The 24007-nt window shown below is 37.2% G+C and carries 22 protein-coding genes, 1 pseudogene and 1 riboswitch; of the genes and pseudogenes, 1 reads left to right on the top strand and 22 read right to left on the bottom strand.

Translation table 11 applies throughout. The features are described from left to right. Positions 1–403 precede the first annotated feature (403 nt). From thiT to THEXY_RS00990, 4 genes are all read right to left on the bottom strand, one after another. Entirely contained in the window at positions 404–1042 is a 639-nt protein-coding gene (thiT, locus tag THEXY_RS01005; protein ID WP_013787009.1) for an energy-coupled thiamine transporter ThiT, read from the bottom strand. Positions 1043–1099: 57 nt separating this feature from the next. Beyond that, positions 1100–1198, bottom strand: a riboswitch (TPP riboswitch). Between the two features lie 36 nt (positions 1199–1234). Continuing rightward, positions 1235–1702 (bottom strand): methylated-DNA--[protein]-cysteine S-methyltransferase, encoded by a 468-nt coding sequence (locus tag THEXY_RS01000; RefSeq protein WP_013787008.1) that lies wholly within the window; start codon positions 1700–1702, stop codon positions 1235–1237. Positions 1703–1726: 24 nt separating this feature from the next. Then, a complete protein-coding gene (locus THEXY_RS00995) occupies positions 1727–1972 on the bottom strand; it encodes a hypothetical protein (RefSeq protein WP_013787007.1) in 246 nt (81 codons plus the stop codon). A gap of 153 nt (positions 1973–2125) precedes the next feature. Beyond that, a complete protein-coding gene (locus THEXY_RS00990) occupies positions 2126–3265 on the bottom strand; it encodes an aldo/keto reductase (RefSeq protein ID WP_013787006.1) in 1140 nt (379 codons plus the stop codon). A gap of 149 nt (positions 3266–3414) precedes the next feature. Between THEXY_RS00990 and ltaE the strand changes: the two genes are divergently transcribed. Next, on the top strand, positions 3415–4452 hold the full coding sequence (ltaE, locus tag THEXY_RS00985) for a low-specificity L-threonine aldolase (RefSeq protein WP_013787005.1): 1038 nt from the start codon (positions 3415–3417) through the stop codon (positions 4450–4452). Positions 4453–4454: 2 nt separating this feature from the next. On the opposite strand, the gene THEXY_RS00980 is transcribed toward ltaE, so the two are convergent. The 18 genes and pseudogenes from THEXY_RS00980 to THEXY_RS00895 all read right to left on the bottom strand — a co-directional run bounded on the left by THEXY_RS00980 (position 4455) and on the right by THEXY_RS00895 (position 24007). Next, positions 4455–6320, bottom strand: a complete 1866-nt coding sequence (locus THEXY_RS00980; protein WP_013787004.1) for an APC family permease — start codon at positions 6318–6320, stop codon at positions 4455–4457. 88 nt (positions 6321–6408) lie between these two features. Continuing rightward, positions 6409–7080 carry a beta/alpha barrel domain-containing protein gene (locus THEXY_RS00975; RefSeq protein WP_013787003.1) on the bottom strand — a complete coding sequence of 224 codons (672 nt, stop codon included), beginning with the start codon at positions 7078–7080 and terminating at the stop codon, positions 6409–6411. A gap of 158 nt (positions 7081–7238) precedes the next feature. Continuing rightward, positions 7239–7425 (bottom strand): annotated as a pseudogene (locus THEXY_RS12995) (hypothetical protein); the annotation flags it as partial. Positions 7426–8293: 868 nt separating this feature from the next. Beyond that, positions 8294–8935 carry an MBL fold metallo-hydrolase gene (locus tag THEXY_RS00965; protein WP_013787002.1) on the bottom strand — a complete coding sequence of 214 codons (642 nt, stop codon included), beginning with the start codon at positions 8933–8935 and terminating at the stop codon, positions 8294–8296. A 135-nt stretch (positions 8936–9070) separates the two neighbouring features. Next, entirely contained in the window at positions 9071–10759 is a 1689-nt protein-coding gene (argS, locus tag THEXY_RS00960) for an arginine--tRNA ligase (RefSeq protein WP_013787001.1), read from the bottom strand. A gap of 1 nt (position 10760) precedes the next feature. Beyond that, positions 10761–11183, bottom strand: a complete 423-nt coding sequence (locus tag THEXY_RS00955; RefSeq protein WP_013787000.1) for a YwiB family protein — start codon at positions 11181–11183, stop codon at positions 10761–10763. Positions 11184–11196: 13 nt separating this feature from the next. Next, a complete protein-coding gene (locus THEXY_RS00950) occupies positions 11197–12285 on the bottom strand; it encodes a D-alanine--D-alanine ligase family protein (protein ID WP_013786999.1) in 1089 nt (362 codons plus the stop codon). A 146-nt stretch (positions 12286–12431) separates the two neighbouring features. Further along, positions 12432–12884: an arginine repressor gene (locus THEXY_RS00945; protein WP_013786998.1), complete on the bottom strand. Its 453-nt coding sequence runs from the start codon at positions 12882–12884 to the stop codon at positions 12432–12434. Positions 12885–12928: 44 nt separating this feature from the next. Next, the gene (gene arcC, locus THEXY_RS00940) at positions 12929–13918 is read right to left on the bottom strand and encodes a carbamate kinase (protein ID WP_013786997.1); all 990 of its coding nucleotides are present in this window, start codon (positions 13916–13918) and stop codon (positions 12929–12931) included. Positions 13919–13933: 15 nt separating this feature from the next. Further along, positions 13934–15361, bottom strand: a complete 1428-nt coding sequence (locus THEXY_RS00935; protein ID WP_013786996.1) for a basic amino acid/polyamine antiporter — start codon at positions 15359–15361, stop codon at positions 13934–13936. A gap of 68 nt (positions 15362–15429) precedes the next feature. Beyond that, complete coding sequence (gene argF / locus THEXY_RS00930; protein ID WP_013786995.1) at positions 15430–16419, bottom strand: ornithine carbamoyltransferase; 990 nt, start codon at positions 16417–16419, stop codon at positions 15430–15432. Positions 16420–16448: 29 nt separating this feature from the next. Then, positions 16449–17696 carry an arginine deiminase gene (gene arcA / locus THEXY_RS00925; protein WP_013786994.1) on the bottom strand — a complete coding sequence of 416 codons (1248 nt, stop codon included), beginning with the start codon at positions 17694–17696 and terminating at the stop codon, positions 16449–16451. A 402-nt stretch (positions 17697–18098) separates the two neighbouring features. Next, positions 18099–19475 (bottom strand): amino acid permease, encoded by a 1377-nt coding sequence (locus tag THEXY_RS00920; RefSeq protein WP_013786993.1) that lies wholly within the window; start codon positions 19473–19475, stop codon positions 18099–18101. Between the two features lie 30 nt (positions 19476–19505). Then, positions 19506–19994 carry an arginine repressor gene (locus tag THEXY_RS00915; protein ID WP_013786992.1) on the bottom strand — a complete coding sequence of 163 codons (489 nt, stop codon included), beginning with the start codon at positions 19992–19994 and terminating at the stop codon, positions 19506–19508. A 193-nt stretch (positions 19995–20187) separates the two neighbouring features. Continuing rightward, the gene (locus tag THEXY_RS00910; protein ID WP_013786991.1) at positions 20188–20373 is read right to left on the bottom strand and encodes a small, acid-soluble spore protein, alpha/beta type; all 186 of its coding nucleotides are present in this window, start codon (positions 20371–20373) and stop codon (positions 20188–20190) included. A gap of 66 nt (positions 20374–20439) precedes the next feature. After that, on the bottom strand, positions 20440–21774 hold the full coding sequence (gene ypeB / locus THEXY_RS00905; protein WP_013786990.1) for a germination protein YpeB: 1335 nt from the start codon (positions 21772–21774) through the stop codon (positions 20440–20442). A gap of 9 nt (positions 21775–21783) precedes the next feature. Further along, positions 21784–22500, bottom strand: coding sequence for a spore cortex-lytic enzyme (gene sleB / locus THEXY_RS00900; protein WP_013786989.1), 717 nt, complete (start codon positions 22498–22500; stop codon positions 21784–21786). Positions 22501–22549: 49 nt separating this feature from the next. Beyond that, entirely contained in the window at positions 22550–24007 is a 1458-nt protein-coding gene (locus THEXY_RS00895) for an aminotransferase class I/II-fold pyridoxal phosphate-dependent enzyme (protein WP_013786988.1), read from the bottom strand.

Raw genomic sequence — 24007 nt, 5'->3', positions numbered from 1 at the left:
TACTATGACCTCTGCTGACTTCTCAAGGTTCAGCCATACATCACTGCATGGGTTGTCATTTCAGAGTTCACTTTAATGACTTATCCTTGAGACCTCCCCGGGTAAGAACGATAACCTTCATCTCGTCTATCTGCCAGATTTACTGTATGGGGTTCGGGTAGTGTTGGACTTCGTTTTGTTCAGCAAACTCGTCCGCCCCAATTCAGCCTCTTATCTGGTTCGTATTCCTCAGACCGAGATTTTGCCTACCGCTTCCTTCAGATTCCACCTCACGATGGACACCCTTGCGGTTCAGCTAGTGGTTCCCACTACCAAGCCCACAGCGGACTTTCACCGCCAAGTTATCGCCCATGCCGGGCGCACTAAAAACCCTCTTCCGTTAAAAAGAGGGTTTTTATAAATTTTACGCTAATGCTTTTTTCTTTATCATCTCAATTGCATTTCTAACTTGCGGAATAATAGAAACCACAAAACAAATCAAGACCTCCACACCTACTAATATACCATTAACAAGAAGCGAATAGACAATAGGATTCATACCTTTTGGTGCATAGCTGGCAAAGAAGAAGACACCTGATAGAAAATGTGAAAAAAACCTGCCAAAACCACCAACTAAGATTCCCAGACTTAAATTCTTTTTAAAGAATCCTGCAAGTCCTAAGGCACCAAACGCCAATGGATAATCTAATAGAAGCTGTATCCAATGCACAACATAAGGATCTTGTATTAGCTGAAGCATTCCATAGGCCATTCCCACCGCTATACCAGGCCCTGCACCGTAATAGTATGCAAAGACAAACAGCGGAAGCATACTGGCTGGCGTTATAGAGCCACCTTGAGGCCAATGGTAAAACCTTATATACGACAATACAAATGATATGGCTATTGCTAATCCACCGTACACAAGCATCTTTGCATTAAATTTCACGCTGTTTCTTAAAATGTAAAACAAAAAGGCAGCAAATAGAATCGCAATTATTATGGAAAGTGTGGCAGGCTTTATCTTTGTAAAATCAGAAAAAATGCTTACAATGTAGGACATAAAAATAACCTCCTTTTGAGGCTATGTACCGCTTAAAACAAAAAAACCGCACACTGATGCGGTCTTTTGCCGCATTCCCTTCGTAGGTATTAACCTAATCAGGTTCTAGGGGTTTGGCATCTGCCATCTCAGCTAAAAGCACCCCCAGCGGACATAGTCTATTGATTAATTTATTATCTAATTATAATAAAATTACTTTTTAAATGCAATACCTTCATGTTGAAGCAGTAATGACTTGACATTAAGTCCTCCTGCAAAGCCTTTCAGTGTCATATCTGAACCGATGACCCTATGACACGGTATGATAATCGGAATAGGATTTTTATTGAGGGCATTTCCTACAGCTCTTGATGCATTTGGCTTACCTATTCTTCTTGCGATTTCACCGTATGTAGCGTAAAAGCCATACGGTATCTTCATAAGCTCTCGCCAAACAGATTTTTGAAAGTCTGTCCCTTCTAAATCTAACTTTACGCTAAATTCTTTCAAGTGACCCTCAAAGTACAATTTAAGCTGTTCTTTGCAATCAGCTATAAATGAATTCGTACTCCTTAAACATTGTAAATGTTCTTCATTAGGAAAATCTATCCTCGTTATGCCATCTTCGCTTGAATATATTCTTAGCGTTCCAATCGGTGTATCTAAGTCATCCCATACCACATTATCACATCCTGATGCATTTTGCTATTTAACAACTACTTCTTCGACTTCATCTTCAATTTCAAAATCTTCATTAGATTTATAAGAAGATTCACTTGATTCTGATTTGCCTGAAGTTGCTATTTTTGCTAAACTTTTTTCTATTGAATCAATCTTTTTCATTTTTTTCAATGTATAAACTATGTAAAATACCAAAAAGATAACTGATACAATCGGTGTAGCTAAAGCCACAAAATACTGCAGAAATAGCATAAATCCACTTTGAACCATTCTTGACACTCCCTTCTAAATAAGATATTCACTATTTATTATTTCACAAGTAAACTATCAAAGCAAGTATTATAAAAAATATTATACATAGTTTTTTCTACTAAAAGTAAAGCCATATTGGTGAAACTTAAGTTTCATCAATATGGCTTATTTTTAAACAGCATCTTTAAAATATCTTCTTACATCCTTTAGATAATCAATTATTGTCAAGTGTTGAGGGCATTTTGTCTCGCACTCTCCGCATTCTATGCAAGAACTTGCTTTACCTTCATTTAAGTTATTATAATTTCTAAGTGCTTCATCATAATTGTTGTACATGTGGGCTTCATTGTATACGGCAAAATTCTTAGGTATATTCACACCATTTGGACATGGCATACAGTAGTTACAAGCAGTACATCCTACAGGCGAAAGCCTTTCATAAGTTTCTCTGACTTTATCTACAAGTTTTACCTCGTTCTCGGTTAAACCATTTGCTTTTGATCTTGATGCACTTTCTATATTTTGTTTCACTTGTTCCATCGTGCTCATTCCACTTAATACAAGGGAAACTTCAGGATGATTCCACACCCACTGCAAAGCCCATTCTGCAGGTGTCCTTTTTACACTTGCACTGTTCCAAAGCTCTTTGATAGCCTCTGGCGGATCTCCAGCAAGCTTGCCACCTCTTATTGGTTCCATTACAATAACGGCTAATCCCTTTGACGCAGCATACTTAAGCCCTTTTAAGCCCGCTTGATTGTTTATATCCATGTAGTTGTACTGTATCTGACAAAAATCCCATTTATCGTAATCATCGATTATGCCTTTAAAAACGTTGTATTCGTCATGGAAAGAAAAACCTATGAATTTGACTTTGCCTTCTTTCTTGACCTTTTCCATCCAGCTAAACACATCAAGTCTTTTGTACTTCTCCCATCTCTCTTTATCCAATGCGTGTAGAAGGTAAAAATCTATGTAGTCAACGTCCAGTTTTTTTAGTTGTTCATTCAGGTATTTATCCATATCTTCTTTTTCATTAACAAGCCATGACGGAAGTTTTGTAGCTAAATACGTCTTTTCCCTGTATCCGTCTTTTAAAGCTTTGCCTACCACAATCTCACTTTGCCCATTGTGGTACGGATATGCAGTATCAACGTAGTTAACGCCATTATCTATAGCATATCTTATCATCTTTATAGCTTCTTCTTCATCGATCTTGCTGTTGTCTCCGCCTATTGTAGGCAATCTCATTGCGCCAAAACCCAATGCTGAAACCTTAACACCTGTATTGCCAAATTCTCTATACTGCATACAACCCCTCCGTATCTTAAAATTTAAATTTCTTATTTGATTATAACACCATTGCTTTAAATAACAAAATTCCCGTAATCGCATCTATTGCTTTAGCTTTTCAACAATGTTAATCTTAAATTAAGCTAATAGATAGGAGGTAATTGCATATGGAATACATCGATTTAAGAAGCGACACAGTCACGTTGCCAACTCAGGAAATGAGAGATGCCATGTACAAAGCTTTAGTAGGCGACGATGTTTATGGTGAAGATCCCACTGTAAAGAAGCTTGAAGAAATGGCAGCAGATATTATGGGAAAAGAAGATGCAATGTTTGTGACAAGCGGGACACAAGGAAACCAAGTATCTGTCATGACACATACACATCACGGCAACGAAATAATACTGGAAGAAAAATGCCATATAATTACGTATGAAGTCGGTGGAATAGGATATCTATCAGGGGTGCAAGCTAAAACTATACGAGGAATAAATGGTATTATGGACCCGAAAGATGTTCTAAACTCCATCAGGACAGATGACATCCATTTTCCAAAGACAAGTCTTATATGTCTGGAAAACACCCACAATAAAGCAGGTGGTACAGTTATACCACTAAGCAATATGAAGGAAATTTATGAGATAGCAAAAGAACACGATATACCTGTTCATTTAGACGGAGCAAGGATTTTCAACGCAGCCACATACCTAAATGTGGACGTAAAGGAAATAGCAAGATACGCTGACAGCGTAATGTTTTGTCTGTCAAAAGGACTTTGTGCACCCGTAGGTTCCATTGTGGCCGGCAGTAAAGATTTCATTAAAAAGGCCAGAAAGTACCGCAAAATGTTGGGTGGTGGTTTAAGACAAGCTGGGATTTTAGCTGCAGCAGGAATTGTAGCACTTGAAAAGATGACAAAGAGATTAGCAGAAGATCACGAAAACGCAAGGCTTTTAGCAGAAGGCTTAAATAACATAAAAGGCATAAAAGTTGACATGTCGACAGTTCAAACAAATATCGTCATGTCTGACATATCTGCAACAGGTCTTACAGGAGCACAATTATCCTCAAAACTTTTAAATTACGGGATTAAGGTAAACGGCGGCAATGACTACGCCGTAAGATTTGTAACACACTATTACATCAAAAAAGACCATATTGACAAGGTCCTTCACGCCATAAGCACAATATTAAAAGAGCAATAATCTTATTGCTCTTTTTTGCATTTATCTTCAATATCATCATCATCGTGAAGCTGCAGCGGCATGGTCGCAACGACGATGTGTTTGTGTTTTAACAGTTCTTTTTCTATATAAACTCTCGTCTTATTATGAAGAATGTTGTGCCACCTTTTCCTAACTACAAACTGCGGCAATATTACTGTTATCATATCTCCTTTTTTATAGTTGTACTCTTCCGATTCTATAAATTTAAGAAGCGGCTCAACGATTCTCCTAAATGGTGAATATTTGACAATAAGCGGTATGTCCGTATTAAGCATGGCATACCTCTTTTTAATTTTTTCACCGCTTTCCTCATCTATAGACACATTAAAAGCGATGACATGCTCAGATATCGTCCTGGCATACCTTAACGCTCTGATACTGGCCTTATTGATGCTCTCTATAGGCACTATTACTCTGTTTCGATAGTGACTTTCAGAGATCTTTATGCACTGAAGATCTTCTGGACTTACTCTAAGCTGTACAGCCACAGCCCTGTAATGCTTATTTATCTTAAGCATCATAAATACCAAAACAGGTATAACTATTATTACGATCCAAGCACCTTCTCTAAATTTGGTTATTCCTACAATTACGACAACTAAAGCCGTGACAATAGCACCTGTACCATTTATAATCGCCTTTATAACCCAATTTTTGCTTCTCGTTGTTATCCATCTCTTTGCCATGCCTGTCTGCGACAAAGTAAATGATATGAAAACGCCAATTGCATAAAGTCCTATCAAGGAAGTGACATTAGCCCTGAATGCCACAATAAGAACAGTAGCCAAAACTGAAAGCAATATTATGCCGTTTGAATAGCTTAGCCTGTCGCCTCTTTTGTTAAGCTGTCTCGGCATGTGTCCTTCTTTTGCCATTATCGCAAGTAAGAGTGGAAATCCTGAATAAGCAGTATTAGATGCCATTACCAATATGATAAATGTTGTTGCTGTAATGTAGTAGAACATGAAGCCTCTACCAAATATTTCGTTTGCTAACTGTATGATTACAGCTTTGTCTCCTGCAGTAACGTGATACATGCTTATAAGGACAGATATGCCGCCAAATGAAATCAAGACAATAGAAGATAGCAAAATCAAGACAGTAATTGCTCGTTTAACAGATGGCTCTTTAAAATTCGGCACCGCATTGCTTACAGCTTCAACGCCAGTCAAAGCAGAACATCCATTTGAAAAAGCTCTTAAAAGTAAGAACAGTGTGACTGGTTCAACGGCTTTTAAAGGTGTAGTAGGAGGCACATATCCTCCTTTTATCTTTACAATACCTGCAATAAGCATCGCAACTATGCCAAAAACAAAAGCATACGTAGGAACACCAAAAATTCTGGATGATTCACGTATACCTCTCAAATTGCCTATCATCAAAATCAGCACAATTGCGATACATATAAGTATTGAGTAAGGCCTTAAAAATAAAAATGCAGATGTTATCTGATCAACACCTGATGACACACTAACTGCCACTGTCAAAATATAGTCGACAGATAGTGCAGCACCAGCTACTACTCCTGCGGTCTTCCCTAAGTTATCAGACGCAACTATGTAGGCGCCTCCTCCATTTGGGTAGTTTTCTATCGTCTGTATGTAAGAAAAAGTAAGTATCAATAATAGACTGATAATAGCGGCAGAAATATAAAGCAGATTTTTATATGCCATAAAGCCTATTGCAGGCAGCAAAACTAATAAGATTTCCTCGCCGGCATAAGCCACAGAAGAAATCGCATCGCTGGACAGTATAGGAAGTCCCCATATTACGCCGTATTTCTCGTTTTTAATAGCCTTATTTGTCAGTGGTCTACCTATTAAAGCCCTCTTAAGTCTATTAAACATCATAACGCCTCCGCTTATTAATAATAACCTATTATAAATCATTATTAATTATTTATCAATATCAATTTATTTATATATTTTACTATTTTTACTGCCTTTCCTCTCTGTATTTATCCATTACGTGTGAAAATATCTCCGCATTTGTTGGGGGTGTGTACGAAATAGCATTTGCACCAGCTTCTATCGTCTCCATTATCGTCTCATCTGTAGGCCCTCCTGTAGCAATTATCGGTATATTTGGGCAAATGTCTCTTACCCTTTTCACAATCTGCGGCGTCTTTTTTGCGCCTGAAATATTTAAAATCGTTGCCCCTGCATCTACGCGGCCTTTTATGTCTTCATTTTCTGAGACGATGGTTACTATTATCGGTATGTCGATTGTAGCCCTTATCTTTTTGATTATATCATTTGCAGTAGGTGCATTGACGACAACACCCATAGCGCCTTGGAATTCCGCATCAAGTGCCAAATTGACCACTCTCTTGCCTTGTGTAAGTCCACCCCCGACACCGCTAAACACAGGAATGTCTGACGCCATAATTATAGCGTGTGTAATGACAGGCTGTGGTGTAAAAGGATAAACTGCTAATATGGCATTTGCATTTGTGTTTCTTATTATAGCTATGTCTGTAGTAAAAAGTATTGACTTTATAACTTTGCCATGTATTTTTATGCCTGAAACATTTTGTATAACCTCCGGAACTCTAACCATCTTCTGTCTCAAAGGCGACACTATCTCAGGTATTGACAAATTATCCATATATATCACCTCCAAAAATAAAGTTTTAAAGGGCATATTGTAGTATACCACAATATCGATGTCATTTAAACTGGTTTTTCCCGATCGTGTCAAGTATTTTTATGTTTTTTTGAAAAAAGACCTCACCATCGCTCTAAGAATGAGCATTGATAGCTATATAGTATCATTTCAAGCATATTACTGGTGTATATTTGTACATTGTTTCTTCTATCTTTTGACGCCGATGATATATCCCCCTCTCTCTTTAAATTCCATTTCTTGATTGAGCGGATAGCCTCTTTGTTGAGTTGTCTTAAGAACTGCATATCCCTCGCCAAAACCTCCTAATGTTCGGTCCTTCCTTATCTATTCATGACTAGACAAGTACTATGACCTCTGCTGACTTCTCAAGGTTCAGCCATACATCACTGCATGGGTTGTCATTTCAGAGTTCACTTTAATGACTTGTCCTTGAGAACTCCCCGGGTAAGAACGATAACCTTCATCTCATATATCTGCCAGATTTACTGTATGGGGTTCGGGTAGTGTTGGACTTCGTTTTGACTTGCAAACTCGTCCGCCCTAATTCAGCCTCTTATCTGGTTTTTGTTCATCAGACCGAGAGTTTGCCTACCGCTTCCTTCAGATTCCACCTCACGATGGACACGTGGTTCCCACTACCAAGCCCACAGCGGACTTTCCCTGCCAAGTTACCGCCCATGCCGGGCGCACAAAAAAGAGACGGCAAGAACCGTCTCCATAATTATATATAAAAAGGCCCGCAATGATCTTCGCTTCAGCCTATATAAATCTTTGCACACCTGTATTAAATCAAATCTTATGACTTAATACAAGCATCTCAAAACCCATATAGACCTTTGCTCGACCATTATAAATACCTTAGAAACCTAATATAATCTCTCGACCATATTAGACCTCCAGCCTAAGTACAACACTAAGCTATACATCTGGCCTGCGGAACTTATAATGATCTTAGCTCGACTATAATACATCTCTTTTAACCTTATATTAATCTATATGACTAATATAAAGCCTTACAAGACATATCACAGTCTGCCCGCCGACTGATATTGGACCACTTGATCCAATATCAATCTTTGGCCGATCATCTAAGAACTTTCGTCCTTAGATGATCTTGGCTCAACCATTGCGAACCTTACGATATTATATTGTCCCCATTACAACATAATATACCTAAAAATATATGGTAAATTTATGAATTTTCATAATTCAAAGCGACCACATCGCTTCTGCCTTCTAAATAATTTCTGTCAATTTCAATTTCATTAGACTGTACCTTCCGTCCGCCTGTCATCTTCAAGAAATTATCCTCCGTCTCAATTGGCAAATTAACGTTGCTTGTCCTAAAGTGCATTGCAATGGTCAACTTTGGTTTAAGCTGCTCAACTACTTTTACTGCCTGTCTATCATCAATCGTGTAATACCCACCAACTGGCACCATCAATACGTCAACATCTCCTACTTCTTTCACCATATCGTCTGTAAGTATGTGTCCAAGATCCCCTGCATGGCACACTTTCATGCCATCAGCCTCTATTACGAATATTATGTTCTTCCCTCTTTTAGCACCATGCTCGTCATCGTGAAATACACTTACTCCTTTTATGTGAACACCATCTACATCATGTTCACCAGGAGTATTCACGATTTTAAAGTCACCCTTTACAGCTTTAAAGTAATTGTGGTCAAAATGAGAATGAGATGATGTCACAATGTCGGCTTCTGTCTCAGGCAGCGGATATCCTACAGTCTGATCAAATGGATCTGTCACTATGCTTATACCATTTTCTAATGTTATCTTGAAGCATGAATGTCCAAAATACCGTATTTTCATATTAACACCTCCTATGCCATATTATAACACATTATCTTGTCCTATATTAATATCATTGGCACGATTCATAGCTTTATCATAAATTTCCTCCGGATAGCCTGACCTCCATAAAAATATTAGGCGGATAATCCGCCTTTACATTTTCTCTGGTGCTGTTATCTTCAACATATCCAGCACATTCTTTATTACAATTCTTGTAGCATCGATTAGGACTATCCTCGCTTTCATCAGTTCTTCATCAACACCTCTCACCCTGCAGCTATTGTAAAAAGTGTGAAACAATGATGATACATCGAGTATATACCGCGTGATTCTGTGAGGAGCCATGGTATTTGCTGCTATTGTAATTTCTTCAGGCAGATATGCCAGTTTTTTAATCAAACTAATCTCTGTATCTTCACTCAACAATTTTAAGTTGACTTCTTTTAAATTGTCTGTATCAATCCCATCTTCCTTTAATTGCCTCAATATAGAACATATTCTGGCATGGGCATATTGAACGTAAAAAACTGGATTTTCATTTGACTGCTCAACAGCTAAGTCCATATCAAAGTCAACAGCACTATCAGCAGAACGCATGTTAAAGAAAAATCTCGCGGCGTCTTTGCCGACTTCATCAATCAAATCTCTCAATGTCACCATTTTGCCTGTCCTTTTTGACATCCTCACTACTTCTTTGCCCTTCATAAGCCTTACAAGCTGCATCAAAAGCACATCAAGCCTATCAGGGTCAATACCCAGTGCTTTCATGGCACCCTTCATCGGTGCCACATGTCCATGATGATCGGCACCCCATATATCGATGACCCAATCAAAGCCACGAGTCACAAATTTATTCTTGTGGTAGGCTATATCAGATGCTAAATATGTAGGAAAACCATTTGCCCTTACTAATACGTCATCTTTTTCAGCACCAAAAAGCGTCTCTTTAAACCAAAGAGCACCATCTTTTTCATACGTATAACCTTTTTCCTTAAGTTCTTCTATGACTGATTGTACCTCACCGCTTTCATGCAGCGTATTTTCAGAAAACCATACGTCATACTCTATCCCGTACGCTTCAAGGTCCTCTTTAAGTTTAGCTATATTCTTTTTAAGTCCATACTGTATTAATGCTTTTCTCCTTTCTTCAGGATCTGCATCTTTGTACTTATCACCGTATAATTCTAAAAATTCTTTTGCCCTTTCAATTATATCATCGCCGTGATAACCGCCCTCAGGCACTTCGGCATCTTCACCTAATAATTGCAAATAGCGAGCTTCCAATGACAAGCCAAATTTTTCTATCTGGTTGCCTGCATCGTTTATGTAAAACTCTCTCGTGACATCGTATCCTGCATAGTCCAATATAGATGAAAGTGCATCGCCTAATGCACCACCTCTGGCATTTCCCATGTGCATGGGTCCAGTTGGATTTGCCGATACAAATTCTACTTGTACTCTCTTGCCATTTCCAATATTCACTCTGCCGTAATCTGGACCTTTTTCTTTTATAAGCATCAATGCTTCAACGTTATAATCATCATTCAAGTAAAAATTCATAAATCCTGGACCTGCTATTTCCACTTTTTCAATCATTGTACCTTCAAGCTTAAGTCCATCTTTAATTATCTCTGCGATCTTTCTTGGCGGCATCTTTGCAGGTTTTGCCATTATCATGGCTGTGTTTATAGCTAAATCTCCAAATTGTTTTTCCTTAGGTTCTTCTATTTCCACTGATGGAATTTCTTCAATATTTAAAAGGCCATTCTTTTTAGCTTCCTCTATAGAGTTTATCACCATTTCAGTTATCTGATTTTTTACCTTTTGTACAATATTATCCAAATCAATTAACCTCCCGCACCGTTAAATATAGTTCATTATCGCTTAATACTCTTTCATCTAAATCAATGGCATATTTGAGTTTCAACTCTCCACCATTTTCTGTCAAATTTACTTTGATTTCATCAGATTTTACGCCAAGCATTATATTTCCGTAAGGAGTCACATAGTTTGATTCATGCCTTGTGTTCTTTTCAAATACCATCTTTGATTGATTGTCTCCAAATCTCATTAATATTACTGAATCTTCACCAACTTTCAATGTAGTTGTCGTCTTGTCTAAGCCTGAAAGCTCCGATTCATCGTACTTTATATAGTAGTATTCACCTTTTTTCAAAAATTCACCCTCTGTTATAAGTTCTATCGTATCTGTTTCATTTTGAGCATTCTTCTGTGTGCCTTTAACTGTAATCAAAGCTTTTTTCAAGCTAAACTCCCCTTTACCAGTTTGTACATTTTTCATTGTGGACAGATAAAGCCAACTGTATAAGCTCATCAATCAGTTCGCTGTATGGTTTCCCCGATGCCTCCCAAAGCTTAGGATACATGCTGATTTGCGTAAATCCTGGGATCGTATTTAATTCATTCAAGTAGACTTTACCTGTATTTTTATCCATCAAAAAGTCTACTCTGGCCATTCCTCTCACGTCTAACGCCGTATACGCTTTTATGGCTAACTCCCTTATCTCCTCCATCTTAGCATCAGGTATAGGCGCTGGAATAAAAAGTTTTGATGCTTCATCAAAATATTTTGCATCATAATCGTAAAATTCATGTGCTGGAACAATCTCACCAGCGACAGATGCTTCAGGATTGTCATTGCCTAAAACGGAACACTCTATCTCCCTTGCATCAATACCTTCTTCCACAATAATCTTTCTATCATACTTTGCTGCAATTTTCAAGGCATCAATTAGCTCACCCTCATTGTGAACTTTTGATATCCCTACACTTGAACCCATATTTGCAGGTTTTACAAAGCAAGGATATCCAATCTTTTCTGATATTTCACTTCTTATCTTTTCATGTTTATCTACATCATTTAGATTTTTTCTGTATACTACCGTAAACTTCGGCGTCGGTATGCCAGACTCCAAAAATATCCTCTTTGAAAATACTTTATCCATACACAATGATGATGAAAGCACATTAGGTCCAACATACGGCATCTCCAAAAGCTCCATAAGGCCCTGTACTGTTCCATCTTCCCCATTGGGGCCATGCAAAACTGGAAAAACTACATCAATTGGATAAAATTCATAACTTTTGTCTTTAAATGCAATTATTCCTTTGTACATAGTTGAAGGCCCTATCAAAGCAGGCACAGCTTCTTTTTCCCATTCTCCTGTGGCAATCTTGTCAACATCGCCGCTGTATAAATACCATTGACCCCTTTTGGTTATGCCTACCATGTAAACTTCATATTTTTCTCTATCTATATTGTTAATTATAGAAGTGGCTGAAACCCTTGATACTTCATGCTCTCCAGACTGCCCCCCAAATAATACAGCTACTTTAAGCTTATCCATAGAAGAATTCATTCCTTTCAAATAGTATACATATAATTAATTATGTATCATTTATTAATTATATTCTAACCCTTTAGAAATATGGATTCAAGCTAAAGTTTTCAATATGGTAAAATATTAAGGCGGATAAATCCGCCTTCAATAAGTTAATTTGTCATTTCGCTTTTAAAAATTTCTTTGACCACTGTACTGCCTGCTTTTCTCACCAATACAAAAATTGTATTGTCACCGGCCACAGAGCCAACGATGTCATCGCACTTTAATAGATCTATCATCTCGGCTACGGCAGATGCCGCTCCAGACAATGTTTTTATGACAATGATATTCCCATTGCATTTAATATCGACTATGGATTTTAAAAAATTGTTTTGTGGAAGACTACAGTCTTCGTTAAAAGCATATTTGTATGATTTCATATCAGTGCTTGGAACTTTTATCAATCTTAGCTCTTTAATGTCCTGAGAAATCGTCGATTGTGTGGCTATAATTTTATTTAACTTAAGCTCTTCAATAAGCTGTTTCTGGTTTATTATTTCCTTTTCTCTTATTATCTCGATTATCTTTGATTGTCTTAAAGCCTTTTGATTATAAGCCATCATTATAAAAACCACCTTCGTAAGTATCCATAGCACTTTACAATCTTTTAAGCTTTTAAATCGGCAAGTTTTCTTTCGACAACAGGACTTAAGATTATGGAAGTTCCACTTCTACCCATTACTGCCAATTTCGCTTTGCTTAATGATGCTATTATCGACTTTCGTCCCGTCTTAGACTCTGCAAACATTATTGCCGCTTTGACCTTAGGCAACATTGAACCTTCTGCAAAATGTCCTTCTTCTATATATCTTTTGGCTTCTTCTACCGTCAACAGCGATAAGTCTTTCTGATCTGGCTTGTTGAAGTTTATCGCAACTTGTTCTACAGCCGTAAGTATCATGAGAATATCCGCATTTAAAATTTCAGCCAACTTTTCAGAAGCCAAATCCTTATCTATAACTGCTGGAACGCCTTTTAAGCTTCCATCTTCATTTTCAATTACTGGCACGCCACCACCGCCTACCGCAATAACCACATGTCCTGCATTGACAATCGTTTTTATCAATTCCTCTTCAACGATCTTTTTCGGCATTGGCGATGCGACAACTCTCCTATAACCTCTGCCAGCATCTTCTTTCATTACATATCCTTTCTCTTCCATTAATTTTTTAGCCTGTTCTTCAGTGAAGAATGAACCTACAGGTTTTGTCGGATTTTTAAACCCTGGATCATCTTTATCAACCACCACCTGTGTAACCACAGACGCAACGTCCTTATTGATGCCTCTTTTTATCATCTCGTCTCTAATCGCCTGTTGCAGGTGATAACCAATGTATCCTTGACTAAATGCACCGCATTCAGGAAAAGGCATAACAGGTATATTTTTATTTACAGAATTGGCGGTTTCATAGGTTGATACAATTTGTCCTACCTGCGGTCCATTGCCATGAGAAATGATAACCTCATGTCCATCTTCTATAAGATCCACAATTGCTTTTGCAGTGCTATGTGCTGTCTTAAGCTGTGCTTCTGCCGATGTATCTTTTGGATTTTCCTGAAGTGCATTTCCTCCAAGTGCTACAACAATTCTTGCCATGTTACTTTCTCCTCTCTACGGTGTTATTTTTCCTGTCGCAACTTCATAAATCATGATAATCGCTATTAAAATCATTATTATCATAGATATGACTTCAGCTTTACTGACTTTTTCTCCTCTTTCTCTTTTTGCTATATAATAAGGAATTATGCCTATTGCATACATAATGAATGCAAGACCTAAGTAGGATATGCCTACGGCATAAATTACGTATAAAGAATATATAGTAGCTATCAAAGAAATTACCGTATCAGCAACTATAGATTTATCTTCATTACATACTTTTAAAGAAAACAATGCTGAAAAAAGATATGGTACAAGTATCAATGTAGTTGCCATATAATACAATGTGTAGTATGCAGATTGTAATTTGTCAGATAACAATGACACCAAAAATATTTGAGTTAACACATTAGTCAAAATAAGAGAATTGATTGGAACTCCGTTTTTATTTTCCTTGGAAAACCACTTGGGCATTACTCCATCCTTTGCTGCTACATAAGGAATTTCTGCAGCTAACAGTATCCAGCTTAAAGTTGCCCCTAAAAGTGATACTATAAGACCAAGCTTTACGATAACTCCACCAGCGCCTCCTAATATTGTAGCTTGAAGTACATTTGCCAATGGAGTGCTGGCTTTTGCTAAAACCTTTGCAGGCACAACGCCCATTGCAATAGTCGATATAAGCATGTAAATCAAAAGTGTAATTAAAATGCTTAAAACTGTTGCTTTACCTACTATTTTTTGAGATTCAGCTCTTTCAGACAATACTGTTGCGGCTTCAACACCTATGAAGCACCACAATATGGTTCCCATTGCACCTTTTATTTGTCCTATTAAGCTGCTTGCACTGCCATCGGATGCAAGTGTTGTTGTCCAGTTGTGTACATTGAAAATTGGAACCTTGAAAACTATCAATCCAAATATGATGACTAAAATCAATGGAAGCAGTTTTGCAACTGTTACAATCGCATTTACAACGCCAGCATCTTTAATTCCTCTTGTAATAATATAATGTATTATCCAAAGTAAAATTGAAGCAACTATAAAAGTAACTACTGGTTTTAATTCATGTCCTTTTCCAAGCAAACTATTAAATGTTTTGAAAAGTAAAACCAAAAATGCAACATTACCAAGCCAAGCACTTAACCAGTAACCCCATGCAGAATTAAATCCTACAAATTCTCCAAAACCTGCTCTTGCGTAAGAATAAATTCCACCTGTTAAACTGGGCCTTTTATTGGCCAGCATCTGAAACACAAGCGCCAGCGACACTATGCCAATACCACCAATCAGCCATGCAATAAGAGCCGACTGCGGATTTGATACACCAATAAGATCAGTAGGGCTATTGAATATACCTCCACCAATCATCGAACCCACTCCTAATGCTATTAAAAGCATTAGCCCCAACTTTTTTTGCTTCCCAACACTGCCATCCATATATTTCCCTCCTATACATTTATTTTTACAATGGGATAGGTATATAACCTAACCCATTGTAAAATACATTATAGAGTAGCAACCATCACTGCTTTAATTGTATGCATTCTATTCTCTGCTTCATCGAAAACAACTGAATGTTTGCTTCTGAAAACCTCATCAGTAACTTCTCTAATATCAAGATTCATTTTCTCTTTTGCATCCTTAGCCATTTTCGTTTCAAAATCATGGAAAGATGGCAAGCAATGCATGAATATAACTTCTGGATTCTGTGTGGCTTCTAACATTTCCATATCAACTCTAAAAGGTGTAAGAAGTTTTACTCTATCAGCCAGTTTATCTTCTTCTCCCATTGAAGCCCATATATCTGTGTATATGACATCTGCACCTTTAATTTTTTCGATATCATCCGTAACTTCAAGTATAGCGCCCGTTTCCTCTGCAATTTTATTTGCCTCATCAAGAACAGATCTATCTGGCCACAGTTCTTTAGGTCCGTAAGCCACAAAATGCATTCCCATTTTTGCACATCCATACAGCCATGCATAAGACATGTTGTTTCTTGTATCACCTACAAAAACTATTTTTACTTTGTTAAGTGGTTTTGCTACATGTTCTTCTATTGTAAGCATATCTGCCAATATTTGTGTAGGATGATCCACATCTGTAAGCCCATTAAAAACAGGAACTCCAGAATATTTTGCGAGATCTTCAACAACTTTTTGTTCAAAACCTCTATACTCGATTCCATCATAGAATCTGCCAAGAACTTTTGCTGTATCTTCCAGCGATTCTTTCTTGCCCATCTGAGAGCTGTTCATATCCAAATACGTCACATGCGCTCCTTCATCTAATGCAGCCACTTCAAACGCACATCTTGTCCTCGTAGATGTCTTCTCAAACAAGAGAACTATATTTTTACCATCAAGAAGTTTATCTTTTAGTCCATTTCTCTTTTTTGCTTTTAGATCGTGCGATAGATCCAGCAAATACCTAATTTCCTCTGTTGTGAAATCCTTAAGTGTTAAAAAGCTTCTTCCTTTTAAATTTATTGGCATAACAATTCCTCCTTAAATTTTTTTAGTTTTTATCTTAAACTTTCTCTAACGAGAGGCATACTCATGCATCTTGGGCCACCTCTACCTCTTGAAAGCTCTGCACTTGGTATTCTTAGAACTTTTATACCTCTTTTCTCCAACAATTCGTTAGAAACATAATTTCTTTCGTATGTTACAACAACACCAGGTGCTATTGCCAGCGTATTAGATCCATCATTCCATTGCTCTCTCCCTGAGATTATTGGATCACCGCCACCGCATTTTATAAGTTCAACATAATCTAATCCTAATGCGTTGCTTAAAATGTTTTCAAGTGAATTTGTATCATTCCTGTACTTTAGAGTACCATCCATTCCATTTGAAATTTCATAAACACTGAGAGTTCCCTGTATACCTGAATGTATAGTAAATTTGTCGTAATCAACCATTGTAAATACAGTATCTAAATGCATAAAAGAGCGGGCTTTAGGAATTTCAAAGACTAATATTTTTTTAAAACTTGTGTTACCATTCAATAAATTTTTAGCTAAAATCTCAATTGCCTCCGACGATGTTCTTTCGCTGCATCCAATTGCCATCACTTCATCTGATAATATCAGTTCATCTCCTCCTTCGATGGAAAAAGGCATTGTTCTGTCGTACCAAAGAGGAATATTTGCATCTTTAAAAAGATCATGATATTTATGAATGTACTTTATAAAAAGCGTTTCTCTTCTTCTTGCTTCAGTTTTCATTCTGCTTATGGAAAGACCATTTCCAATTGAAGCACCAATGTCTCTGGTAAAATATAGATTTGGCATCGGATCAAGGTAAAACGGGTAATCATCTTTAATTATACCTGAAAGAGAATTGACATTTTTAAGCTTTACATCATCTTTTCGTATTCCAGCAATTATCGTGTCAATCATTTCTTCTGTATTCATGCTAAGAAGATATTCTTTCAAAGCATCCTTTAAAACAGGTAAAATTATGCCGCTTTCATTCAAAAATTCTTCAATGAATTCATTTTTGATATTATCGTCATTTAAGACATCTGCAATCAAATTTTCAACATATAATACCTCTACTCCATTTTCTCGCAATACGTCTGAAAATTTATCATGCTCTTGTTGAGCCACTTTGAGATATGGTATATCATCAAACAAAAGCCTTCCTAAATAGTCTGGAACTAGATTCTCAATTTCTTTCCCAGGTCTGTGTAGTAAAACTTTTTTTAATACGCCTATTTCAGAATAGACGTTTATGCTCAAAGAATCAATACTGACACAGGATTCCATATTGCTACCTCCATTTCTAAATTTATTTATCATCATCTGTTCATCGCAATTATACATCTAAAATGCTTATTCAATAAAGCAGCAATAATCTTAAAATATTTTAATTTTATATGATATGGTTTTCTCTGAGAGAAATAACGGTTTACCTCTTAAATATGCGTATATTCTCTGAAATTTATGTATTTATCCGATTTTTATAAAAAAATATGAATTTTTACTTGCATACTGATTGATTTTTATTCATAAATGTCTTTTAATGTCGCTAATTGTTACAAAATATACAAACCTATACAAACTTTTATACATTCACTGCATAAAATATTAATTCGAATTTTTTACAAAAAAATAACCAGGTTTTAAGCCCGGTTATTCTTATTCAGAAAAATTTGATTTTTAATGATCTTATCTTACATTTAAAGTGCTGTGATATCTGCTGTACGCGAAATAAATGATTAAGCCTACTATCATCCATATCACAAATCTCGCAAGGGTCACCATCGGAAGATTGATGATAAGGTACAAGCTAAATATCATCGTAAGAGGCGCTACAATCCACACGAACGGCACTTTAAACTTTCTTTCAGCATTTGGCATCTTTACTCTTAGCACCAATACGCCAATCGATACAATGATAAAAGCACTTAATGTACCGATGTTGGTAAGCTCAATTATTTCATCTAATGGAAGAAACCCAGCAATAATAGCAGTCAAAACACATGTAATCAATGTATTTATGTGAGGAGTTTTGTACTTTGGATGAACTTTTGAAAAAACCTCTGGCAAAAGACCATCACGTGCCATCACCATAAAAATTCTTATCTGACCATACAAAGTCACTAAAAGCGTCGAAACCATGCCTACAATAGCACCTGTAGCAACCAGTGCAGAACCCCAGTTAATCCCAACACTTAAAAGAGCACCAGGAAGTGCATTGTTTGGATCTATATGTTTGAAAGGTACCATCCCAACCAATGTTATAGCAACAGCCATATATATGACAAGAATCAATACCACCGCTACCATAAGTCCTAAAGGAACATCTCTTGTAGGATTTTTCGTCTCCTCTGCCGCAGTAGAAACAGCATCAAAGCCTACATATGCAAAAAATATGATAGCTGCTGCAGTCATTATTCCCTTAAATCCATACGGTGCAAATGGGGTAAAATTGGCTATCTTAATATGACTAAACCCTAAAAATACAAACAATCCTATGACAGCAATTTTTAGGAGAACTATCAAATTATTTACAGTGGCACTTTCCCTTACGCCAACGTACAAAATCCATGTCACAAACGCAGTAATCAAAATTGCAGGCAAATCCATGATACCGCCAGAAATTGGAGGTGTAGTTATGACTTTAGGCAATGTGATGCCAAGAGTTTTTAAAAATCCGATAAACGTGCCAGACCATCCTGACGCCACAGCGCTTGCAGATATAAGATATTCCAAGAGTAAATCCCATCCTATTATCCAAGCAATTATTTCACCAAAAGCAACATAAGAATAAGTATATGTGCTGCCAGCTACCGGAAACATTGTAACCAACTCAGCAAATATAAAAGCAGCTAATACAGCCGTCACGCCACCAATTATATAAGAGATAATCACTGCTGGACCCGCTTTTAAAGCACCTTCACCAGTTGACACAAACACTCCTGTTCCGACGACAGAACCAATGGCCAATGCAGCCAAATCAATGGCAGTAAGTTTTTTGTTTAAATTCGTCTTCTCAGCAGTCTCAAGCAGTTGATCTGCCGACTTCTTTCTGAATAAATTCATCTAATTTTGCCTCCTATATCGTTTTTAAAATCAGCCTAATTCTTTAATATTTTCCCCAATTTGTGTATCGACTATTTTTCTTAATCTATCTATTACCTCTTTTACATTATCATCTTTATCGATAAGCACAAAAATAGTATTATTTCCTGCAATAGTGCCTACGATTTCACTCCAATTCAATTCATCGATAGCTTCAGCAGCACTGGATGCAGCACCAGACAACGTTTTAATTGCAATTATATTGCCTGAATAATCTATATCTACAATTACTTTAGAAAGAAGCGATAAAAATTTATCCAACGTGATATTTTCATTTACGTCTCTGGTGGAATATTTGTATCTTTTCCCATCACTGCTTAATATTTTTACTAACTTCAATTCTTTTATATCTCTCGATATGGTTGCTTGAGTCACAATGAACCCTTCTTTTTGCAATTCATTGACTAATTCCTCTTGATTCTCAATATCTTTCTCTTTGATGATTTTTAATATTTTGTTGTGGCGATCCAGCTTTGTCATATAACTCACCTCAAATCTCTACAAATTTATTGATTATTTTTAAACATTTTTTACACAATAATTTTATCGCGTTTGCTATTAAATGTCTACAATTTTAGTTTAGCATTAAAAATTTTTTAAGTCATTATAAACGTTAAAAGGCCAGAGAAGAAATTTATCTTCCCCGGCCTTTCTGGGCTTTAAATGAGGAGACTTAGAAGTTATTGTTCTGTACCATGCTTTCCTCGGCTTTCTTGATAGCGAGTTTTACAAGATTGCCGCAGTCACGAGATGATACACTTCCCCAACCTTCAGTCTTTACAATGTCGTAAACGCCTAACTCTTTTGCCAATTCCTCTTTCAGGTTATCTGACATGAGGCTATTGCGACGTCTACTCATTTTCAATTCCTCCTTTTGGGCCCATTTATATTTTTCCTGCTAAACGCTTTTTTATTCTAAAAGAGATTACATCGTCAGATTGCCTTGATTTGTCTTTATGACTTTTAAAATCTTTTCTTCGACGCCATTTTCCGCGTTAATGTACACGTAAAATGTATCACCGCTGTAGGTTCCTTTAAATTCATAAGCCAAAACTTCTTTGCCACCATCTAATGGTATTATGCATAATCGGCTACTTTCAATCTTCAAATTTTTGCTAACTTTGCTTTGCGCTTCAGCTTCAGTAAGATTTGGTTTTTCTATTTTCCTATCAACGTGTGACATATAGTACGATGTAGCGTCAAAACCTACTATGTCGCCATTGTCCAATGCAATTTTTACTTTGACAATGTCAGGATATATTCTTACGTTATCCTGAACAGGAGTAAAATTAAATTGGACCGTTCCATTGGCCTTTATAGAATAAGTATTTTCCATATTGCTGAAACCATGTGATTTTAAAAACTTCGTAGCATAGTTTAGTGCTTGTGTCTCTGATATGTTCACTTTAGAAACTGCCCTTTGATCCATAAGCCATATTACATGCCCGCCCTTCTTGCTTACATTCACATATATAGAAGGAGCATTTTGAGTCAGCTTTAATTCTACTCCATACGCGTCTATCTTTCCATTGTTAGGACTGTATTTAATCGCAGACAATATTGGTTTTCCTAAAAACCTTTTTGCTATTGACACTGCGTTATCGTACGAAACATTGCTGCCAGTCAATCCTTTTGGCGTCAGCTTTGCTTGACTTTCAGAAAAAGGTCCATCGTATATAAGTGTTGGATAGTTAGACATCTGTTGATTTACAGTATTCATATTCACATTCAATATTTTGCTATCTATCTGGCTCATCTTCTGAGTGCCTTTTTTATTTAAATTGTCCAAATCGTACCCGCCTTGTATTTTGCTTCTTAAATCTTGCAAACTTTTGCCAAGATACACTGCGTAGTTGTGTAACTCTGATATTGTCTTTAAATCTTTGTCTGTCAATTTTTTGCCGTCAGCGACGTTTTTTGTAAGGCTGTAAGAATAATCGCCGATTTGAGACAAAAACTTTGAAGTGTTGTCTAATTCAGGCTGGCTTATGGGAAGCTGGCTTAAGTTTTCCTGTGCCTCAAAAGCCTGCCTCCATACATCGCTTAGAATTGGTATTGTAGTATTTTCCTGAGATGAAACCATCAACTTACCTGTTGATGTCTCTATATTTTCTATGCTGTTTACAAGCTGATAAAAAGACCTATCGTACTGTGCCTGTAAATATCTATGGTACGTTACTTTCTGCATGTACTGATTGTATCCCCATGCACCTACTACTAAAAGCAAAAGAAGCATCACGACTGTTGATACTCTCTTCATTTACATCACCTACCTTGCAAATATATGGTTGCCAATCTGAGTTATTATTGGCCTGTTAAAAATCCAGTAATTTTGTACTCTCGATGCATTGTAATAATATAGTGCTCCACCTGTTGGATCCCATCCTGCTATTGCATCCTGAGCAGCTCTTATGCAGTCCTGAGTGGGAGGAAGCCACATTTGCCCATCATCAACCGCAGAAAATGCTCCAGGTTGGAAAATCACGCCTGCAATTGTATGTGGAAACATCGGTGACCTTACTCTGTTCATCACAACCGCTCCAACGGCCACTTTGCCTATAAAAGGCTCACCTCTCGCTTCACCGTTTATAAGCATTGCCAAAAGGTATACATCGTCGTTTGTAGTAGTAGATGTCGTTGGAGTGTATGTACTTGATATTGAAGTGTATTGGCTAATATTAAATCCCAAAGCCACCTTCGTCTGATCGTCTACAATTCCAGTCACATTAAGTCCATTATTGGCCTGAAATTTTCTCACAGCCAGCCATGTTCTGACTCCGAAAAATCCATCTACAGGTCCGTCGTAATATCCCCAATCTTTTAACCTTGATTGGACTCTCGATACGTCTGAACCAGAATTGCCCCAATACAAATTCGCCATTGTCTTCATGGACATGTTTAATGTGCTTAGCTCGACGCAAAAAGTCGTAAATAATATTAATATAAGCAAAACTACTTTTATCCTTGAAATAGAATAGTTTTTCATCTCTTTCCTCCTCTACAAATTAGTATTTGTAGATATTTTTTGTAGAGAATCAAACTTTATACACGTGTCCCAAAACTTTTATATGATCTATGTTTGGATCTTCAGTACCCTGAAGCTGACAATGCTGCCTTTTAAGCAGCTTTACTCTTTCAATTATGTCTTTTGTTATCCTCTCACCTGGGCAAATCATTGGTATTCCCGGCGGATATGCCATAATCATCTCAGCACATATTTCACCCTCTGCATCATCCAAAAGAATTGACCTGCTTTTGCTGTAATACGCATCTCTCGGAGCAACGATGACTTCCGGCCTTATTATGTTTCCTGTTGTTATTTCACCGTTGTTTTTATTCATCTTGGCAAATTCCTTTAAACTGCGTATTAGATGCTCTACATCATCCTTTTCATCGCCAAGGCTTATTATTGCCATTATATTGCTAAGATCCGCCATCTCCAACTGGATGTGATATTTAAGCCTCAATTCTCTCATTATCTCGTATCCCGTCATGCCTGTCTTTGATACATTTATGACAAGTTTAGTTGGATCTAACATATATGGGCTCATTATATCTTTTTGAGTAATGGCTTTTAATCCATCTATCTTGTTGATTTCCTCACGAGCGTATTCTGAAAGTTCTATGACTTTCATGAGCATTTCTTCACCTTTAGTAGCCAACTGTTTTCTCGCCACATCCAGTGATGCCATCAAAACGTATGAAGCAGACGTAGACTGCAAAAGGTTTAAAATTGACTTTATTGAAGACACTTCTACTCTATTGCCCTTAGACAAAAGAAGAGAGCTTTGTGTCATTGAGCCACCCGTTTTATGTATACTAAGGGCACAAATGTCAGCGCCAAGTGTAATACCACCATGAGGCATGTCAGGATGAAAATAAAAATGGCTTCCATGCGCTTCATCGCACAAAACCGCCATATTATTCTCGTGTGCCACATTGATTATCTTTTCTAATTCTGACGTAATGCCGTAATACGTAGGATTCAATATGAGAACTGCTTTAGCGTCAGGGTTGGCTAAAATTGCCTCTTGTACCTTGTCGGCGCTAATTCCTAATGCTATATCCAAATCTTCATCTATTTCAGGATACAGGTAAACAGGTACTGCACCTGATAGAATGAGGGCTGAAAAAGCTGATTTGTGAGCATTCCTCGGCATGATTATCTTGTCACCCGGCTCTGTAGCCGCCATTATCATAGCCTGTATTCCAGACGTAGTGCCGTTGACCAAAAAATAGGCATAATCCGCACCAAAGGCCTTTGCTGCAAGTTTATGTGCTTCTTCTATTACACCTACTGGATTTGCAAGATTGTCCAAATCCTCCATGCTGTTGACGTCAATGCCCATCACTGCACTTCCAACGTATTGGGTAAATTCTCTATTTCCCTTCCCGTGCTTATGCCCTGGAACATGAAAGGCATACACATTTTCCTCTACATAATTTTTAAGCGCCTCAAATAAAGGCGCATCATTCTGTGTGTACTTCGTCAT

This window comes from Thermoanaerobacterium xylanolyticum LX-11 (genome assembly GCF_000189775.2).
GTDB lineage: Bacteria > Bacillota > Thermoanaerobacteria > Thermoanaerobacterales > Thermoanaerobacteraceae > Thermoanaerobacterium > Thermoanaerobacterium thermosulfurigenes.
Note: the sequence above shows the minus strand (reverse complement) of the source record. Positions and strands in the feature narration are given on the sequence as shown.

Bases quoted from the DNA above. Each gene is read 5' to 3' on its own strand.
- THEXY_RS00945 (WP_013786998.1), bottom strand. From the start codon at position 12,884: ATGATGGCTTATAATCAAAAGGCTTTAAGACAATCAAAGATAATCGAG.
- argF (WP_013786995.1), bottom strand. From the start codon at position 16,419: ATGCCAATAAATTTAAAAGGAAGAAGCTTTTTAACACTTAAGGATTTC.
- sleB (WP_013786989.1), bottom strand. From the start codon at position 22,500: ATGAAAAACTATTCTATTTCAAGGATAAAAGTAGTTTTGCTTATATTA.
- thiT (WP_013787009.1), bottom strand. From the start codon at position 1,042: ATGTCCTACATTGTAAGCATTTTTTCTGATTTTACAAAGATAAAGCCT.
- ltaE (WP_013787005.1), top strand. From the start codon at position 3,415: ATGGAATACATCGATTTAAGAAGCGACACAGTCACGTTGCCAACTCAG.
- THEXY_RS00950 (WP_013786999.1), bottom strand. From the start codon at position 12,285: ATGGATAAGCTTAAAGTAGCTGTATTATTTGGGGGGCAGTCTGGAGAG.
- THEXY_RS00915 (WP_013786992.1), bottom strand. From the start codon at position 19,994: ATGACAAAGCTGGATCGCCACAACAAAATATTAAAAATCATCAAAGAG.
- THEXY_RS00910 (WP_013786991.1), bottom strand. From the start codon at position 20,373: ATGAGTAGACGTCGCAATAGCCTCATGTCAGATAACCTGAAAGAGGAA.
- THEXY_RS00920 (WP_013786993.1), bottom strand. From the start codon at position 19,475: ATGAATTTATTCAGAAAGAAGTCGGCAGATCAACTGCTTGAGACTGCT.
- THEXY_RS00990 (WP_013787006.1), bottom strand. From the start codon at position 3,265: ATGCAGTATAGAGAATTTGGCAATACAGGTGTTAAGGTTTCAGCATTG.
- THEXY_RS00975 (WP_013787003.1), bottom strand. From the start codon at position 7,080: ATGGATAATTTGTCAATACCTGAGATAGTGTCGCCTTTGAGACAGAAG.
- THEXY_RS00980 (WP_013787004.1), bottom strand. From the start codon at position 6,320: ATGTTTAATAGACTTAAGAGGGCTTTAATAGGTAGACCACTGACAAAT.
- THEXY_RS00935 (WP_013786996.1), bottom strand. From the start codon at position 15,361: ATGGATGGCAGTGTTGGGAAGCAAAAAAAGTTGGGGCTAATGCTTTTA.
- THEXY_RS00895 (WP_013786988.1), bottom strand. From the start codon at position 24,007: ATGACGAAGTACACACAGAATGATGCGCCTTTATTTGAGGCGCTTAAA.
- THEXY_RS00965 (WP_013787002.1), bottom strand. From the start codon at position 8,935: ATGAAAATACGGTATTTTGGACATTCATGCTTCAAGATAACATTAGAA.
- THEXY_RS00995 (WP_013787007.1), bottom strand. From the start codon at position 1,972: ATGGTTCAAAGTGGATTTATGCTATTTCTGCAGTATTTTGTGGCTTTA.
- ypeB (WP_013786990.1), bottom strand. From the start codon at position 21,774: ATGAAGAGAGTATCAACAGTCGTGATGCTTCTTTTGCTTTTAGTAGTA.
- arcC (WP_013786997.1), bottom strand. From the start codon at position 13,918: ATGGCAAGAATTGTTGTAGCACTTGGAGGAAATGCACTTCAGGAAAAT.
- arcA (WP_013786994.1), bottom strand. From the start codon at position 17,696: ATGGAATCCTGTGTCAGTATTGATTCTTTGAGCATAAACGTCTATTCT.